13 protein-coding genes are annotated in these 15,638 nt (G+C 71.1%); 7 read left to right on the top strand and 6 right to left on the bottom strand.

Features of this window, described 5'->3' with window-relative positions; translation table 11 throughout:
- Positions 1–3: 3 nt before the first annotated feature.
- The 4 genes from AB0B66_RS07630 to AB0B66_RS07645 form a co-directional block, all read right to left on the bottom strand.
- On the bottom strand, positions 4–2,604 hold the full coding sequence (locus AB0B66_RS07630) for a fibronectin type III domain-containing protein (protein ID WP_360524480.1): 2,601 nt from the start codon (positions 2,602–2,604) through the stop codon (positions 4–6).
- A 123-nt stretch (positions 2,605–2,727) separates the two neighbouring features.
- Positions 2,728–4,569, bottom strand: coding sequence for a tetratricopeptide repeat protein (locus AB0B66_RS07635; RefSeq protein ID WP_360524483.1), 1,842 nt, complete (start codon positions 4,567–4,569; stop codon positions 2,728–2,730).
- Between the two features lie 132 nt (positions 4,570–4,701).
- Positions 4,702–4,974 (bottom strand): Smr/MutS family protein, encoded by a 273-nt coding sequence (locus tag AB0B66_RS07640; protein WP_360524486.1) that lies wholly within the window; start codon positions 4,972–4,974, stop codon positions 4,702–4,704.
- Positions 4,975–5,030: 56 nt separating this feature from the next.
- Positions 5,031–5,828 (bottom strand): inositol monophosphatase family protein, encoded by a 798-nt coding sequence (locus AB0B66_RS07645; RefSeq protein ID WP_360524489.1) that lies wholly within the window; start codon positions 5,826–5,828, stop codon positions 5,031–5,033.
- 144 nt (positions 5,829–5,972) lie between these two features.
- On the opposite strand from AB0B66_RS07645, the gene AB0B66_RS07650 reads away from it, so the two are divergent.
- The 4 genes from AB0B66_RS07650 to AB0B66_RS07665 all read left to right on the top strand — a co-directional run bounded on the left by AB0B66_RS07650 (position 5,973) and on the right by AB0B66_RS07665 (position 10,825).
- A complete protein-coding gene (locus AB0B66_RS07650) occupies positions 5,973–7,814 on the top strand; it encodes a M14 family zinc carboxypeptidase (RefSeq protein WP_360524492.1) in 1,842 nt (613 codons plus the stop codon).
- A gap of 250 nt (positions 7,815–8,064) precedes the next feature.
- Positions 8,065–8,682, top strand: a complete 618-nt coding sequence (locus tag AB0B66_RS07655; protein WP_360524495.1) for a GPP34 family phosphoprotein — start codon at positions 8,065–8,067, stop codon at positions 8,680–8,682.
- 50 nt (positions 8,683–8,732) lie between these two features.
- Entirely contained in the window at positions 8,733–10,232 is a 1,500-nt protein-coding gene (locus AB0B66_RS07660) for an APC family permease (protein ID WP_360524498.1), read from the top strand.
- Positions 10,229–10,825, top strand: coding sequence for a GNAT family N-acetyltransferase (locus AB0B66_RS07665; RefSeq protein ID WP_360524501.1), 597 nt, complete (start codon positions 10,229–10,231; stop codon positions 10,823–10,825). Before AB0B66_RS07660 ends, AB0B66_RS07665 begins: the two co-directional genes overlap by 4 nt.
- Positions 10,826–10,886: 61 nt before the next feature.
- Here the strand turns inward: AB0B66_RS07665 and AB0B66_RS07670 are convergent, their stop codons facing one another.
- On the bottom strand, positions 10,887–11,609 hold the full coding sequence (locus AB0B66_RS07670; protein WP_360524504.1) for a sterol desaturase family protein: 723 nt from the start codon (positions 11,607–11,609) through the stop codon (positions 10,887–10,889).
- Complete coding sequence (locus AB0B66_RS07675) at positions 11,606–12,325, bottom strand: GntR family transcriptional regulator (protein ID WP_360524507.1); 720 nt, start codon at positions 12,323–12,325, stop codon at positions 11,606–11,608. The genes AB0B66_RS07670 and AB0B66_RS07675 overlap by 4 nt, the downstream gene beginning before the upstream one ends.
- Before the next feature lie 181 nt (positions 12,326–12,506).
- On the opposite strand from AB0B66_RS07675, the gene AB0B66_RS07680 reads away from it, so the two are divergent.
- The 3 genes from AB0B66_RS07680 (at position 12,507) to AB0B66_RS07690 (ending at position 15,522) form a co-directional block, all read left to right on the top strand.
- Positions 12,507–12,923, top strand: coding sequence for a helix-turn-helix transcriptional regulator (locus AB0B66_RS07680; protein WP_360524510.1), 417 nt, complete (start codon positions 12,507–12,509; stop codon positions 12,921–12,923).
- Between the two features lie 125 nt (positions 12,924–13,048).
- The gene (locus AB0B66_RS07685; RefSeq protein ID WP_360524513.1) at positions 13,049–14,521 is read left to right on the top strand and encodes an APC family permease; all 1,473 of its coding nucleotides are present in this window, start codon (positions 13,049–13,051) and stop codon (positions 14,519–14,521) included.
- Positions 14,518–15,522 (top strand): acetamidase/formamidase family protein, encoded by a 1,005-nt coding sequence (locus AB0B66_RS07690; RefSeq protein WP_360524516.1) that lies wholly within the window; start codon positions 14,518–14,520, stop codon positions 15,520–15,522. Before AB0B66_RS07685 ends, AB0B66_RS07690 begins: the two co-directional genes overlap by 4 nt.
- The last annotated feature ends 116 nt before the right edge of the window (positions 15,523–15,638 follow it).

Consider the following 15,638-nt stretch of genomic DNA (forward strand, 5'->3'; position numbering starts at 1 on the left):
GGATCAGCATTGCGGCACGTCGTTGTAGTCGTCGCCGTCGTCGAGGTTGAGCCAGATGAACGGGACGTAGCGCTGGTTGCCGCGGTAGGTGATCTGGATCCACTTGTCGCTGCGCTTGTTGCTGTTCTCCCCGGCCGCGAACAGCTCGGCGTCGCCGCTCTGGTTGCCCGCGGTGCCCTGCTTCCAGCAGAACGCCTTGAACGTGTCACCGTTCTGGGCGTCGCCGACCGCCTCGTTGGACTGCTGGCGGGAGTTGCTGTAGATGCCGATGCCGTTGGAGCAGCCCACACACCGGATCGTGCCGTTGAGCCGCCGGGTGCGCACCGTCACCGGGTTCGACGTCGCGGTCGCGCCGGTCGCGTTCTTCACCGACACCGTGATCGTGAACGCGCTGTCGGTCGCGACCTCGTTGACCGCGTACCCGCTCGCGCCGGTGTTGCAGCCGACCGCCCGCGCCGCGCCGTTGATGGTCACCGTGCACGTCGCGGTGCCGCCGCCGTCGTCGTAGGCGAAGTTCACCGTGAAGCCCTTGTACGTCGCGCTGCCCGCCGACACGTTCGACACCTTCGCGTCGGTGATGGTCTTCGCGCTGGTGGTGTCCTTCGCCCCGGTGCCGGCCTCGTTGACCGCCGCCACGTCGACCGACACGATCTCGCCGTCGCCGAACCCGTCCAGGGTCGCGTTGGTGCCGTTGACCGTCTGCGTGTTGCCGCCCGCCGTCACCTTGTAGCCGGTGATCGGGCGGCCGTTGTCGGCCGGGACCGCCCAGCTCACGCGGATGGTGCCCTTGGCGGTGCCGACGGTTGCCGCGGACAGGTTGCGCACCTGCGCGGGCTTGTTGAACGGCACCACCGAACCCGACGGCTGCGACACCTCCGAACCCGCGCCCTTGTCGTTGACCGCGACGACGGTGAACGCGTACTGCGTGCCGTAATCCAGCTCGCCGTCCTTGACGACCAGCTTCACCGCGCCGGACGTGGTGCCGATCAGGGCGCCGCTGCCTGCGTTGATCGCGGTGACCTCGTACCGCGTGATCTTGCGACCCTGGCCGTTGGCGGCGGTCCAGGTCACCTCGACGGTGCCGTCGGGCTTCTCGACCGCCTTCACGCCCGTCGGGGCGTCGGGCACGTCACCGGTCGGCATCACCGGGTTGCTCTTGCGGGTCGGGCCGGCGCCCTTGCCGTTGACCGCGTGCACGGTGAACGTGTACGTCTTGCCGTTGGTCAGCTTGTCGATGACCAGCGAGCGGTTGCGCGCCCCGACCGTCCAGGTCCGCCCGTCGCCCTCCACCACGTATTTGGTGATCTTCGAACCGTTCTCGGCGGCCTTGCCCCAGCTCAGGCGCACCTGCGAGTCGCCCGACGCGGCGGTGACGTTGCGCGGCGCGCCCGGCTTGCCGATCTGCGGCTTCGGCGGGGGCGGCGGCGTCACCGGCGGCGGGTCACCGCCCACGACGTCGTCGTTGAACTTGTCGACGACCCGGACCTGGTGCTTGTCGTTGACCACCCGCGCCGTCGCGGAGTCGGGCGCGTTGATGAACAGCTGGTTCTCGCGCACCTCCAGCTCCAGCCGGAAGCCGGGCTTGCCCGCCTCGATCGTGTTGACCAGCTTGCCCTCACGGTCGATCGCGTACACCTTGCCCGCGGCGTCGTCGGCCACGTAGAACCAGCCCGACCACGCCACCGCGGGCCGCACCGCCCCGCCCGCGCCCGGCACCGTGAACTCGTGCACCTGGTCACCGGAGATGACATACACCTTGCGGCCGTCGACGACCGTCACCGCGATGTCCTTGCCGCTGGAGCGTTCCGGCAGCTCACCGCCGGCCGCACCGGCGATCTCGACCTTCTTCAGGGTGTCGCCGCGCAGCAGCGTCAGCGAGCCGTTGGTCTGGTCCAGCACCGCCACACCGTCGTCGAGCGCCGACAGGGCCAGGTCGTGGAACGCCTCGGCGACCGGCTCGGTGCGCACCAGCGACGGCCCGCTGCCGCCCGTGCCGCCCGACGGCGGCGTCAGCGGCGCGGGCGTGATCGCCGAAACGGTGCCCTGGCTGGGCACGGCCAGCCAGAGCCGCCCGGTGCCGTCGAAGTGGCCGCCGGTGATGCCCGGCGGGTAGCGCAGCGGTTCGCCGATCGGCTGCAGCGTCGCGGGGTCCAGCTGGCGCACCACGCCCTGCACCGGGTCGATGACGAACGCCGCGTTGTTGTGCAGCGCCACCGACACGCCCAGGCCCGCCTGCGACTCCTGCGACGCGGTGATCTGCAGCGTCGCCGGGTCCAGGGCGCTGATGCGCCCGGTGTGCTGGTCGCGCACGATCAGGTACCGGTCGGACTGGCTGACCTGCACGTAGTGGCCCTGCGAGGCGACCAGCGCCTGCGAGCGGGTGTCCACCTTGCCGGTCAGGCCGTTGACGCGGGCGATCTCGCCGCGGGTGAGGCTCCACAGCCATGAGCTGCTGTCGAAGCCGGCCGACACCTGGTCGTTGGCGCTGAGCCCGAACCAGGTCAGGCCCATGGCGGCGAGCATCGCCAGCACCGTGACGATGGTGACGACGCCACCTTTGGTCCGTGCTCTACGTGTGATCGCGCCCGGTGACAGATCCGCCACGGATCGCCCCTCCCCATGACGCGGGGTGTGCCGAGCCCACCCCGCTCGCCGACTGGCGTCCTCCCCAGAAGCCGACGTCATCCTAGGCGTTGCAGGTCACCGGTGAAAGTCGAGTGAGGACGCTCATGGTGTCAGGCTGGGCGACGGCGTCGTCGCCCCTGCGGTGCCGGTGCAGGCGGGCTTGGATCGCAGCAGCTCATCGCCGCTGTAGATGCTCATGATGACGAAGCAGTAGTCCCAGTTCGGGTTCAGGCCGGTGACGGTGTATCGCGTCTCACCGTTGCCGGGCTTGCCCATGGTCGCCACTTCCTCGCCTTCGGGGGCGCCGAGCAGCACCTGCGCGGCGTAGCCGTCGGACGGGTCGAACCAGGTGATGGTGACGTCGCCGTTGGCGGCGCGGGTGACGAAGACGTCGCCAGCGGCCTCGGCTTTGACGGTCGGGCCGGGCTGCGGCTGCTCGCCGTCCTTGTTCGTCAGCATCACCACCAGGGTGGCCACGGCGGCGAGCACGGCGACGATCGCGGCGGCGACCGCGGCGATGACCGGGCCGCGGCTGCGTCGCTGCGGGGCGGCGGGCGGCGCGGGTGGCGCGAACACCGTCGGCGTCGGCACGTGCTGCGGTTGCTGCGGCAGGTGACGCGGGGGCGTCTGCGGCGGCGGCGCGACCGGGATCGCGGGTGTCCGGCCGTCGGCGGCGCGGGCCTGCTCCGGCGGCAGGTCACGGCGCGGCTGGTCCTGGTGCGGCGTCGCGGCGTGCGGCGGCTGCCCCTGGTACGGCGGCCGCTGTTGGTGCTGCTGAGGGTGTCCGGTGTCCTGCCGCGGTGCCTGGTGCTGTTGCGATTGCGCGATGTCGTGCCGGGGCGGTTCACGGTGCGGCGGCAGTGCCTCGGGCTGCGCGGGTCGGCTGGGGTCGGGCGGCAGCGGGACGCTCGGCGGGGTCGGCACGATGGGCATGGCGCGGGTCGCGGACTGGTCGCGGCGCGGCGGCATGGTCAGGCCGTAGGGCGCGGTCCGGTCGTCCTCGTGCGCGGGCTCGGTGTCCGCGGCGCGGGTGACGGGACGCGCGGGTGGGGTCCGGTCTCCGGTCTCCGGTGTCACCGGACCCATCGGCCGCGACGGCGGGCCGAGCAGGGAGGTGCGGTCGTCGGCGGGACTCGGGGTGACCGGGTTCGGCGGTGGCGGCGTCAGCAGGGAGGTCCGGTCGTCGACCGGGGTCGGTGCGACGGGGTTCGGCGGCGTGACCGCCGGAGTCGGAACGGGCTGCTCCACGCTCGGGGTGCGTGGCGGCATGACCACTGCGGTGCGGTCGTCGGGCGCGGATGCCGGATTCGTCTGCGGCGTCGACGCGGGTAGCGGCCAGGCCGGGGGCGCGGTCTGCGAAGCTTGGTCCACTGGCGCGACCTGCGGCGGCGTCGCCGGGACGGACTGAGACACGTACGTGGTCGGCCGCGACGGCGGCGGCAGCAGCGCGGTGCTGTCCTCGGGCGGCTGCGGTGCCGGCGGTGCGGGGGTCGACGGTGGCGGTGCGACAACTGCGGGAGCGTCCGGGCCGAGCCAGGCGCGGGCGACCTGGACCTGCTGGTCGAAGCCGGGCGTGAGCGGGCCGTGCGTGGCCACCTTGGTGTACTGGCGGCGTGCCTCGTGGCGGTTGCCCAGCTCGTCGGCGATCTGCGCGAGGTCGAACGACATCGACAGCAGCAGCGGGTGCTCCTCGCCGAAGCGGTAGCCGCCGTTGTACAGCGCGTTCTCCAGCACGCGGCGGGCCGCGCTCAGGTCGCCGGACTGCCGGTGCATGGTGGCGAGCAGGTGCCCGGTGGTCAGGACCTCGGGGTGGTCCTCGCCGGCGGCCATGATCGCCGCTTCGAGGGACTGCTCCAGCAGTGTGCGGGCGCTGTTGAGGTCCCCGCGGTCACGGCGGGCGAGCGCCTCGGTTCGGATGTCGCTCAGCGAGGTCGGTGACGGCACGGGTCACATCCTGCCCATACCCCCCGACTCCCCGCCACCCGCAGGGGTGAAGATCGCGACGATCTTGCGCGAACTGTTGCCGGTATGCCCGGAACGAGTGTGTCGTCCCCACCCGCCACGCAAGATCGCGCGTCAGCGGCGGCCGCGGGGGGCGGTGTGCTTGAAGTGCACGAAGAGGCGGCCGAAGTTTTTGGAGTCCTTCTCCACGCGGTGGTAGAGGGCTTTGACCTCTTTTTGTTCGAGGAAGCGCAGGACGGTCTTCTTCAGGGCACCGGAGCCTTTGCCGGGGATGATCTCGATCATCGGGGCCTTCTTGGCGATCGCCTCGGCCATGATGTCGTTGAGGGCCCGCTCGATGTCGCGGCCCTTGTTGTATATGTCGTGCAGGTCCAGTACTAGCTTCATCAGCGCTGAGCCTACCCGATGTGAGCTGGGCTCCGGGTGGCTCGGCGGTGCCGGGGTCAGGTGCGGTCGCGGATCAGGGACAGCAGGTGGGCGTGGGTCTCGGGGTCGGCGGCCGCCAGCAGGCCGCGGCCCGTGGGGCCGAGCGGGGCGCCGTCGATGCCGGTGACCACACAGCCGGCGGCCTGGCACAGGGCGATGCCGGCGGCGAAGTGCAGGTTGATGGACAGGTCGCCGCCGTCGGTGACGTAGGCGGCGCGTCTGCCTGCCGCGACCCAGGCCAGGGCGAGGGTGGTGGACACGACCCGGGGGCGGAAGTGCTCGACGAAGCCGGGGTGGGCCAGCAGGTCCACGGCGCGCAAGCCGGGTGCGTTCGGGAAGGGCGGGTCCAGGTTCACGTCCACCAGGCGGGTGGCCGCGGTGGGGGTCAGCGGGGTGTCGGCGCCGCCGCGGCGTAGCCGGGCGGTGCGGCCGTCGGTGATGAAGACTTCGCCGGTGAACGGGTCGGCGACGGCGGCGGGGCCGCCGCGCAGGGCCACGTTGACGGCGACGAGCATGTTGCCGACGGCGTAGTTGAGAGTGCCGCACAGAGGGTCCACCAGCCACCGGCGGGTGGCGTCGGGGGTGCCCGTCTGCCCGCCTTCCTCGCCGAGCACGGCGTCGTGGGGGCGGGCGGTGCGGATGACGTCGAGGATCGCCTGCTCGGCTGCCACGTCGGCGGCGGTGGCGAAGTCGCCGCCGCCCTTGTCGATCCGGGCCAGGTGCCCGCCGTACAGGTCACGCACCACGTCCGCGCCGGCCTGTGCCGCAGCGGCGGCGACCTCGGCGTCGGCGCGGGGCGCGTACGAATCGATCATGCGGCTCAGGGTAGCGGGGCGCGCGGGCGGAGCCTGCCCCAGGCGCGAGCCGTAACATCGTGTGATAGCCAGATTGACATATTGCAATGACCTTGAATCTGGTGTTCTGCTGTGAGCCTCCTTTACCCCCGCTTGGAGGCAGACATGCGGCGACGGTTAACCGTCTTCGTATCCACCTTGGCGCTGGCCGGCACCATGGTCCTGACCGGACCGGCCGACGGCGCACCGGTCGGACCCGAGGTCAGCACCTCGGGCCACTACACCGTCCAGGGCATCAAGACCCTCGCCCAGCGCAACGCGATCGCCGCCACGGGTGCGGCCATCGACGGCTTCGACCACGGCATCCTCGACATCACCGCCACCCCTGGTGAGGCTGCCAAGATCAAGGCTCTCGGCTTCACGGTCACCCGGGTCCTCGCCCCGGTCCAGGACGACCACGCACAGCCGCTGGCGTTCCCGCCGGCCGACTCGAACTACCACGACTACAGCGAGATGATGGCCGTCATCAACTCGCTGGCCTCGTCGTACCCGTCGATCTTCCGGGTGACGACGATCGGCAACTCCTACGAGGGCCGCAACATGCCCCTGATCAAGATCTCGGACAACGTCGCCACCGACGAGAACGAGGTCGAGGTCCTGTTCAACCACCACCAGCACGCCCGTGAGCACCTCACGGTCGAGATGGCCATCTACCTGATGAACCTGTTCACCAGCGGCTACGGCTCCGACTCGGCGATCACGAACATCGTGAACAGCCGCGAGATCTGGATCGTGCCGGACATGAACCCCGACGGCGGCGAGTACGACATCGCCACCGGCAGCTACCGCTCGTGGCGCAAGAACCGCCAGCCCAACAGCGGTTCGAGCAACGTCGGCACCGACCTCAACCGCAACTGGTCCTACCAGTGGGGCTGCTGCGGCGGCTCCAGCGGCACGACCAGCAGCGAGACCTACCGCGGCCCGTCGGCGTTCTCCGCGCCGGAGTCGACGAACCTGCGCAACTTCGTCAACAGCCGGGTCGTCGGCGGCGTCCAGCAGATCAAGGCCAACATCGACTTCCACACGTACTCGCAGCTCATCCTGTGGCCGTTCGGCTACACGACGGCCAACAACCCCTCGGGCATGAGCGCCGACGAGTACAACACGTTCGCCACGCTGGGCCAGCAGATGGCCGCGACCAACAGCTACACCCCGGAGCAGTCCAGCGACCTCTACGTAGCCGACGGCACGTCCATCGACTGGATGTGGGGCACGCACCGGATCTGGGCGTACACCTTCGAGATGTACCCGGGCAGCTCCGGCAGCGGCGGCGGCTTCTACCCGCCCGACGAGGTCATCACCGCGCAGACCACTCGTAACCGGGCCGCGGTGCTGATGCTGCTGCAGCAGGCCGACTGCCCGTACCGGGTGATCGGCAAGGAGGCGACCTACTGCGGCGGCGGTGGCGGCACCACGGTCTGGTCCGACACGTTCGAGACCGCGACCGGCTGGACCGTCAACCCGAACAGCACCGACACGGCCACGGTCGGCCAGTGGGCGCGCGGCGCGGCGCAGGCGACCAACTCCAGCGGGGCCAAGCAGCTGACCCCGTTCGCGGGCAGCAACGACCTGGCCACCGGCCTGTCGGCGGGCACCGCGGCGGGCGACTTCGACCTCGACGGCGGCACCAGCTCGATCCAGTCGCCCGCGATCACGCTGCCGGCCACCGGCACGCTGAACGCGAGCTGGCAGTGGTATCTGGCGCACGGGTCGAACTCCTCCAGCGCCGACTTCCTGCGGATCTCGGTCGTGCACAGCGGCGGCACCACGGTGCTGGCCACCATCGCCGGCGCTGCCAGCAACCGCAACGGCGCGTGGGGCAGCGGTTCGGCGAACCTGACCGCGTACGCGGGCCAGAGCGTGCGCTTCCTGGTCGAGGCGGCGGACGCGAGCACGGCCAGCCTCGTCGAAGCGGGCCTGGACAACCTCACGGTGACGCAGTCGTGACGGGCTCCCCGGCCCGCTGAGGCCGGGGACCACGCGCGCACGCAGGGCGGTCCCACTGTCCGTACCGGTTCGGCGACCGGTGCGGCAGGCGGGGCCGCCCTGTCGCGTCCGGTGCCGCATCTGGCTGGGAATATTGCGCATGCAAACGCTCTCAGCCATCCACATAGGACGCTACCTGCGGCGGAGCAAAGGTAAACAGTGAGTGCTCGGCGATGACAGCGAGTAGATCCATTCTGTAGGGTGCCTTCTCGTGCCGATAGCCGACGAGTTCTACTTGATGACGCATGACGATGTCAGCGGCGACTCCCGGCTGCACGCCAAAGCCGTCGGATTCGGTCTGGCAGCCGCGCTGCTGGCCGAACTGTGCCTGCTGGACCTGGTGCGTCCCGCCGCCGAGGGGGTGGCGGTGCGCAACGCGCCGCCGCCGCCGGACGCGCTGGCCGCCCGCGTACACGGGCAGCTGCTGGCAGAGCCGACCCTGCACCCGGTGCGGGACTGGCTCGCCTACCTCGGGCTCAGCGCCGAGTCCGACATCGCCGTCAGGATGACCGCCGCGGGGGCGCTCCAACTGGTCGAGACGCGCCGACTGCTCAGCGTGCAGCGCCGATACATGCCCGTGTCCGTCAACGATGCGGCCTGGCCCACTGCCCGGCTCATCGGGCGGCTGCGGCGGCAGGAGGAGATGTCCGTCGAGGACCGCATCCTCGCCGGGCTCGCCTTCGCGACCGGCCTGAGCACCACCTTCGCCTGGGACGACGTCCGCGGACGCAGCCTGGCCTCGCTCATCGCGGTGCTCGACGAACCCGTGCGGGTGCTCATCGCCGAGACGGAGCTGGCCGTCAGCAAAGCCGTGGCGAAGCTCACCTGAACCAACACCCCCCACCCCCTCACCCCCCACCCCCCTCAAGGAGCAACACCGTGTCCGCACCCCCTAGCTCCGCGCTGTCGTCGGCCCTGGCCGCCGACCGGCTCGGTTCGGCGTCCGTGGCGTCGTTCGCGCTGACCGCCGCGGCCCCGCTCATGGTCATCGGTGGCGTCATCGTCGCCGGCTGGGCCAACGTCCAGGTCATCGGCTTCCCGCTCGGCATCCTGCTGATCGGCGCCGCGCTCGCGCTGTTCACGTTCGGCTACGTCGCGATGTCGCGGCACATCCGCAACGCCGGCGCCTTCTACTCCTACATCTCCCAGGGCCTGGGCCGCCCCGCCGGTGTGGCCGCCGCGCTGTCGGCGGTGCTCGGCTACAACCTGCTGCAGGTCGGCCTGTATGGCATCTTCGGCGCGGCCGGCTCCGGCCTGCTCGGCGCGATGTTCGACGTGAACGTCGAGTGGTGGGTGCTGGCCCTGGTGGCGTGGCTGTTCGTCACGGTGCTCGGCCTGTCCCGCGTCGAGATCAACAGCAAGCTGCTGCTGGTCGTGCTCGTCGCCGAGCTCGCGATCGTGCTGCTGTACGACATCGTGTTCATCGCCAACCCGGCCGACGGTGTCAGCTTCGCCGCGTTCGCCCCGGACAACCTGTTCATCGGCGGCGCGCTGGGCGCGGTGCTGACCGTGACCGTGACCGCGTTCGTCGGGTTCGAGGCCCCGCCGGTGTTCGCCGAGGAGTCGCGCGACTCCCGCAAGACGATCGCCCTGGCGTCGTTCGGCGGCCTGGGCGTCATGGTGTTCGTGTACGCGCTGACCGCGTGGGCGCTGACCGTGGCCACCGGCCCGGACAACATCGTGGCCCAGAGCCAGGAGCACGCCGCCCAGGCCGACCTGATGTTCGTGCTGGCCGGCGAGCACCTGGGCGCGTTCTTCGCCGACGCCGGCAACGTGCTGCTGGTGACCAGCGCCTTCGCGGCGATGCTGTCGTACCACAACACCGTGGCCCGCTACACGTTCTCGCTGGCCCGTGAGGGCGTGCTGCCGCGTTCGCTGGCCCGCACCGGTGCGCGTTCGGGCGCCCCGGTCGGTGCCTCGGTCCTGCAGTCGGTCATCGGCCTGGCTGTCATCCTGGTGTACGCGATCGCGCAGCTGGACCCGTTCACCCACCTGTTCTTCTGGCTGGGCATGACCGGCGGCTTCGGCGTGCTGCTGCTGCTCGCGGGCACCAGCGTCGCCGTGGTGCTGTACTTCGCCAAGGACAAGCGCGGCGAGAGCCTGTGGACCCGGGTCGTCGCGCCGGTGCTGTCGGCGCTGTTCCTGATCTGGGCGGTGCAGCAGACGGTCCGCGACTACGGCACCATGCTCGGCACCGGTGACGAGCACGCGGCCCGCTGGATCCTGCCGGGGCTGTACCTGCTGGTCGCGGTCGTCGGTGTGATCTGGGCACTGGTGCTGCGCGCCACCAAGCCGGCGCTGTACGAGGCGATCGGCAAGGGCGTCGAGGGCGGCAAGACCCAGGTCTCGTCGGCGGAGGCCCCTAAGGTCGGCGTATGACCGGCTCGGACGCGGTGTCGACGGCTGCGGCCGTGGACACCGCGGCCGCGGGAAGGCTGATCTCGGCGTCGTTCCAGGAGCTGGCCGTGGCGCACTGGCTGCTCGACGATCCGGTCGAGCGCGAGCGCATCATGGCCGGGCAGTTCGGCTGGTTCGCCGAGCACGCCCTGTCGTACGGGGCCGTCGACGTGGCCGGTGACGACGCGGTCGCGGTGTGGTTCGACAACACCGTGGACGCGCCGTGGATCGACGGCTACGACGAGCGCCTGGTGGAGCTGGCGGGGCCGCACGCGGCCCGGTTCGCGCTGCTGGACGAGGTGTTCGGCGAGCACCACCCGCACGACCGCCCGCACTGGCACCTGGCGCTGCTGGCCGTGCGGCCGGGGCACCGGGGCACCGGGCTGGGCAGCGAGCTGCTCGGGCGGCGGCTGGCGCAGCTGGACGCCGAGGGCGTGCCGGCCTACCTGGAGGCGTCGAGCACGGGTTCGCGGGATCTGTACCTGCGGCACGGGTTCACGATGCTGGGTGAGGCCTACCACCTGCCCGGCGACGGGCCGGCGCTGTACCCGATGTGGCGTGAGCCGCAGGGCTGAGCACGGATCCACGGCGGGGGCGGTGACCACACGGTCGCCGCCCCCGCTTCGTGTGTGCGGGTCAGCGGGAGGCGTGCAGGTTGCGGGCGGTGGCGGAGGTCGCCACGGTCGCCGGGTCGGGGTAGGTGCGCAGCAGCCGGTCGGCGGTGCCGGCGGTGGTGACGGTGAACCAGTAGTGCTCGTTCTTGTAGTGGTGCAGCCGGTGGTTGCGCCACACGGCCCGGTAGAGCCTGCTGCGGGGCCGGTAGTCGCTGTGGATGGCGTAGTGGGTCCACTCGTAGAGCAGCCCGACGGCGGCGACGCTCAGGATGAAGGTGAGTGCCTCGCCGAGCCGCGGGAACGCCAGTAGCGCGACGGTGGTGTAGGCGGCGATGACGAGCGTCAGCGACCGCCACGGGATGAACACCAGGGGGACGTCGCGCGGGTCGGCGTGGTGGCGGCGGTGGTCGCGGGCGAGTTCGGTGTCGACGGTCAGCCCGCCGAACTTCCGGGGCCGCCAGTGCAGGACGAACACGTGCACGGCCCATTCCAGGGCGGGGAACGCCGCCACCAGTAGCGCCGGTGCGCGCAGGTCGGCCGGCGTCCAGCCGCCTTCGGCGATACGCCAGGCCAGGGCGGCGGCCAGCACGAACAGGATCATCCAGGGGCTGGGGTGAAGCCAGAACCGGTGGAAGATCTGGCCCAGGGTGACGGCGGTGCGGGCGGGGCCGGTGGCCGCGGCCTCATCGGCTGCGAGCCGGTCGCGGGCGGTGCGCTCGGCGGCGGCTTTGTCGGCGGGGGTCATCGTCGGGCTCCTTCCAGCAGGTCGAGGGCGTGCAGCAGGGTCCGGGTGGCGTGGCCGAGCAGGTCGTGGGCCAGCCGGCGGGCGGTGTCGGCGTCGCCCGCGGTGATCGCGTCGGCGAGGGCCCGGTAGTGCTCGACGCGGTCGACCTCGCCGGCCATGACGGTCGACAGGGCGCGCAGGGCGGGTTCGTAGGCGGCGCGCAGGCTGTTGAACATCAGGCGGAACGCGACGGAGTCGGCCGCGTCGACGACCAGCTCCCAGAAGGCCAGGGCCTGGCGTTGGCGGCCGACGGGGTCGGTGTCGGCTTCGATGGCGGTGACGGCGGCGTGCAGGGCGGCGGTGTGGCCGTGGCGAAGCGCTGCGAGCCCGGCGACGACGGGGCCGATGGCCAGGCGGGCTTCGAGGATGCTGCGGGCGACGGCGAGGTCGAGGTCGCCGCCGGGCAGCAGCAGGTGGGGCAGGACGTCGAGGCCGCCGGTGCGGCGGATGTCGCTGACCGTGGTCGCGCCGCCCTGGCGGACGGTGACCAGCCCGGCATGGGCCATCCGTTGCAGTGCCTCGCGTACGGCGGGGCGGCTTACGCCGAGTGCTTCGGCCAGGGCGCGTTCGCTGGGCAGCGCCTGGCCGGGGGTGAGCGAGCCGGAGACGATCTGGCCGAGCACGCGGTCGTAGACCTCGTCCGGCAGTGACCTTCGTTCGATCTTCGCGAATGTCATGGGTCCACCATCGGCCACATCGGTCAGGTGGTCAAGTGGTCTGACCAGTTGTATTCGTGAGCCTGCATTCATGCATGGACGAGTGCGGGTCGGTGTTGTTTACTGTCTCGTGTTTTCAGCCGCGCGGGGTGGGAGCGGTACGGTACGTCCTTTGTGGACACTGACCCCTCGGAGGCGGGGCATGACCGAGCCCTTCACGGGCCGCGCGCAGGCGTCGGCGGCCAGGGACTTCGCGGCGCAACTGCGCTGGTGGCGTGGCGTACGCGGGTATTCGCAGGGCCGGCTGGCGCAGCGCATGCCGCACAGCGAGGCGATGATCGCCAAAGTCGAGTCCGGCGAGCGCTGGCCGACCGAGGACCTGGCGCGCCGCTGCGACGAGGTGCTGCAGACCGGCGGCCTGCTGTCGGGCATCTACCCGGCGGTGCGGGCCGAGCAGCAGGCCAGCGACGGCCGGCGTCGGCGGCGCAAGGAGACCGGGGAAGGGTCGGTCGACGACGCGCGGCGGCTGCTGTCGATGGTGCTGGCCGATACGAATCTGTCGGCGACTCACCCGTTCGTCCGGGACGCGCTGGCCGCATTGGACGGTCCGGACAACTAGCCGGTGGTAGTACCTGTCCGGGCCTCACATCTACCCGGCGGGTCGGCGGTGCTCGCCAATGAGACGTTGGCGTGTGCGTCGCGCCACGCTACGTCGAACATCCGATGACTACTGGAGGCTCGGTAATGTCCGTGCTCACGCCATCGACGGCGGCCACGGGGGACGCGGCCAACCCGGCCGGTGACCCCGAGCTCAGCAAGTTCGGCTACACGCCGCAGCTGCGCCGCTCGCTCACCTTCACCGACCTGCTGTTCTACGGCCTGATCTACATGGTGCCGATCGCCCCGTTCGCGATCTTCGGCTCGGTGTACGCGGCCTCGCAGGGCATGGTGGCGCTGGCGTACGTCGCCGGCCTGGTCGTGATGCTGTTCACCGCCTCGTCGTACGCGCAGATGGTCAAGGCGTTCCCGATCGCCGGCTCGGTCTACAACTACGCGGGCCGCGGCATCGCCGCACCGGTCGGCTTCATCGCCGGCTGGGCCATCATGCTCGACTACTTCCTGGTCCCGGGCCTGCTCTACCTGGTCGCGTCGGTCACCATCGAGGCGGCGGTGCCGTCGGTGTCGGCGTGGATCTGGCTGGTCGGCTTCGTCGCCATCAACGCCGTGATCAACTACTTCGGGATCCGGCTCACCGCCGTCGCCATCAACATCATGATCGCCGGTGAGCTCATCGTCCTGGGCATCTTCCTGGTCATGGGCATCATCGGCCTGGCCGACGGGCGCGGCAACGGCGACTGGACCAGCGCGTTCTTCAACTCCGACAACTTCAGCTTCGGCATCGTGCTCGGCTCGGTGTCGGTGGCCGCGCTCAGCTTCCTGGGCTTCGACGGCATCTCGATGCTGGCCGAGGAGAGCAAGGGCGGCGCCCGCCAGGTCGGCCGGGCCATGGCCGTGGTGCTGCTGCTCGCGGGTCTGATCTTCATCGCCCAGACCTGGGTCGCGTCGCTGTTCGTCACCGACCCGGCCGGTCTGATCAACGGCGACGCCGCGACCGTCGGCAACGCCTTCTACGCCGCCGCCGAGGTCGCCGCGGGCGCGCCGTGGCTGGCCACACTGTGCCTGGTCGCCACCGCGATCGCATGGGGCCTGCCCGACTCGATGGTCGCCCAGACCGCCCTGTCGCGCCTGCTGTTCGCGATGGCCCGCGACAAGCAGCTGCCGAAGTTCCTGGCCAAGGTCTCCAGCAAGCACGCCTCGCCGGTCAACGCGGTCCTGTTCACCGCCGGCGTCTCGCTGGCCATCTCCGGCACCGCGCTGTACTACCTCACCGAGCAGGGCGAGGACACCATCACGCTGATCGCCACGATGGTGAACTTCGGCGCGATGGTCGCCTGGCTGGCCCTGCACGCCGCGGTGATCTGGCACTACATCGTGCGCAACGGCAGCCGCAACTGGCTGCTGCACCTGGTCGTGCCGGTGGTCGGCGCGGGCCTGCTGATCGCCGTACTGATCAACATGAAGCTCTACACCCAGATCACCGGCTTCATCTGGATCGGCCTCGGCCTGGTCGTGCTCGGCGTGCTGTTCGCGATGGGCCGCGCCCCGAAGCTGTCCGGCGTCGGTGGCGGCGACGACAAGGCGGCGGACGTCGCGTGAGCGAGTACATCGAGTTCAACCCGACTCCGGAGCAGCTGGCGTACACCTTCGGGCCCAACCCGCCGGTGGCCAAGGTCCGCCCCGGGGACGTGCTCAAGATCCGCACCGAGGACTGCTTCGGCGGCGTGGTGCGCGGATTCGGCGACCTGCCCTCGCAGGTCTGCCGGTTCCCGTACCTCAACCCGGTCACCGGCCCCTTCTTCGTCGAAGGGGCCGAGCCGGGCGACACCCTGGCGCTGCACTTCGTGTCCATCACCCCGGCCCGCGACTGGGCCGTGTCCAGCACCTTCCCGCACTTCGGGGCGCTGACGTCGACGTCGCACACCGCGACGCTGCAGCCGCCGCTGGAGGAGCGGGTCTGGGTGTACGACATCGACCTCGCCGCGGGCGTCGCCCGCTACAGCGCCCGCAACTCGGCCTTCACGGTGGACCTGCCGCTGGACCCGATGCACGGCACCGTCGGCGTCGCGCCGGGCGCGTTCGAGGCCCGGATGACGATCACGCCCGACGCGCACGGCGGCAACATGGACACCCCGGAGCTGCGGGCCGGGGTGACCGCCTACTTCGGCGTCAACGTGCAGGGGGCGCTGTTCGCCGTCGGTGACGGCCACGCCCGCCAGGGCCAGGGAGAGGTGTCCGGCGTCGCGGTCGAGGCCGCGATGGAGACCGTGCTCGTCGTCGACCTGATCAAGGGCGTCGGCACGCCGTGGCCGCGGCTGGAGTCCGACACGCACCTGATGGCGACCGGCTCGGCCCGGCCGCTGGAGGACGCGTTCCGGATCAGCCAGCACGACCTGGTCACCTGGGTCTCCGAGCTGACCGGGCTCGACCTGCTGGACTCGCTGCAGCTGGTCAGCCAGGCCGGCGAGGCGCCCGTCGGCAACGTCTGCGACACCAACTACACCATGGTCGCCAAGGTGGCCAAGGCATACCTGGGCCGCGCGGGCGCGTACGACGGGGTGCACAACCGGCTCAAGGCGCTGGGCGCGGCGTACCGGTAACGAAACGACAGAACAGGCGGCGGGGGGGGGGGGGGGGCGCCCCGCGGCACCCCCGCGACCCCGACGAGCGGGGGGGGGGGCTGAGCGGCGACGGGGAGCCCCGCGCCCAATTGCGC

It is taken from the genome of Catellatospora sp. NPDC049111 (genome assembly GCF_040648615.1).
Taxonomy (GTDB): domain Bacteria; phylum Actinomycetota; class Actinomycetes; order Mycobacteriales; family Micromonosporaceae; genus Catellatospora; species Catellatospora aurea.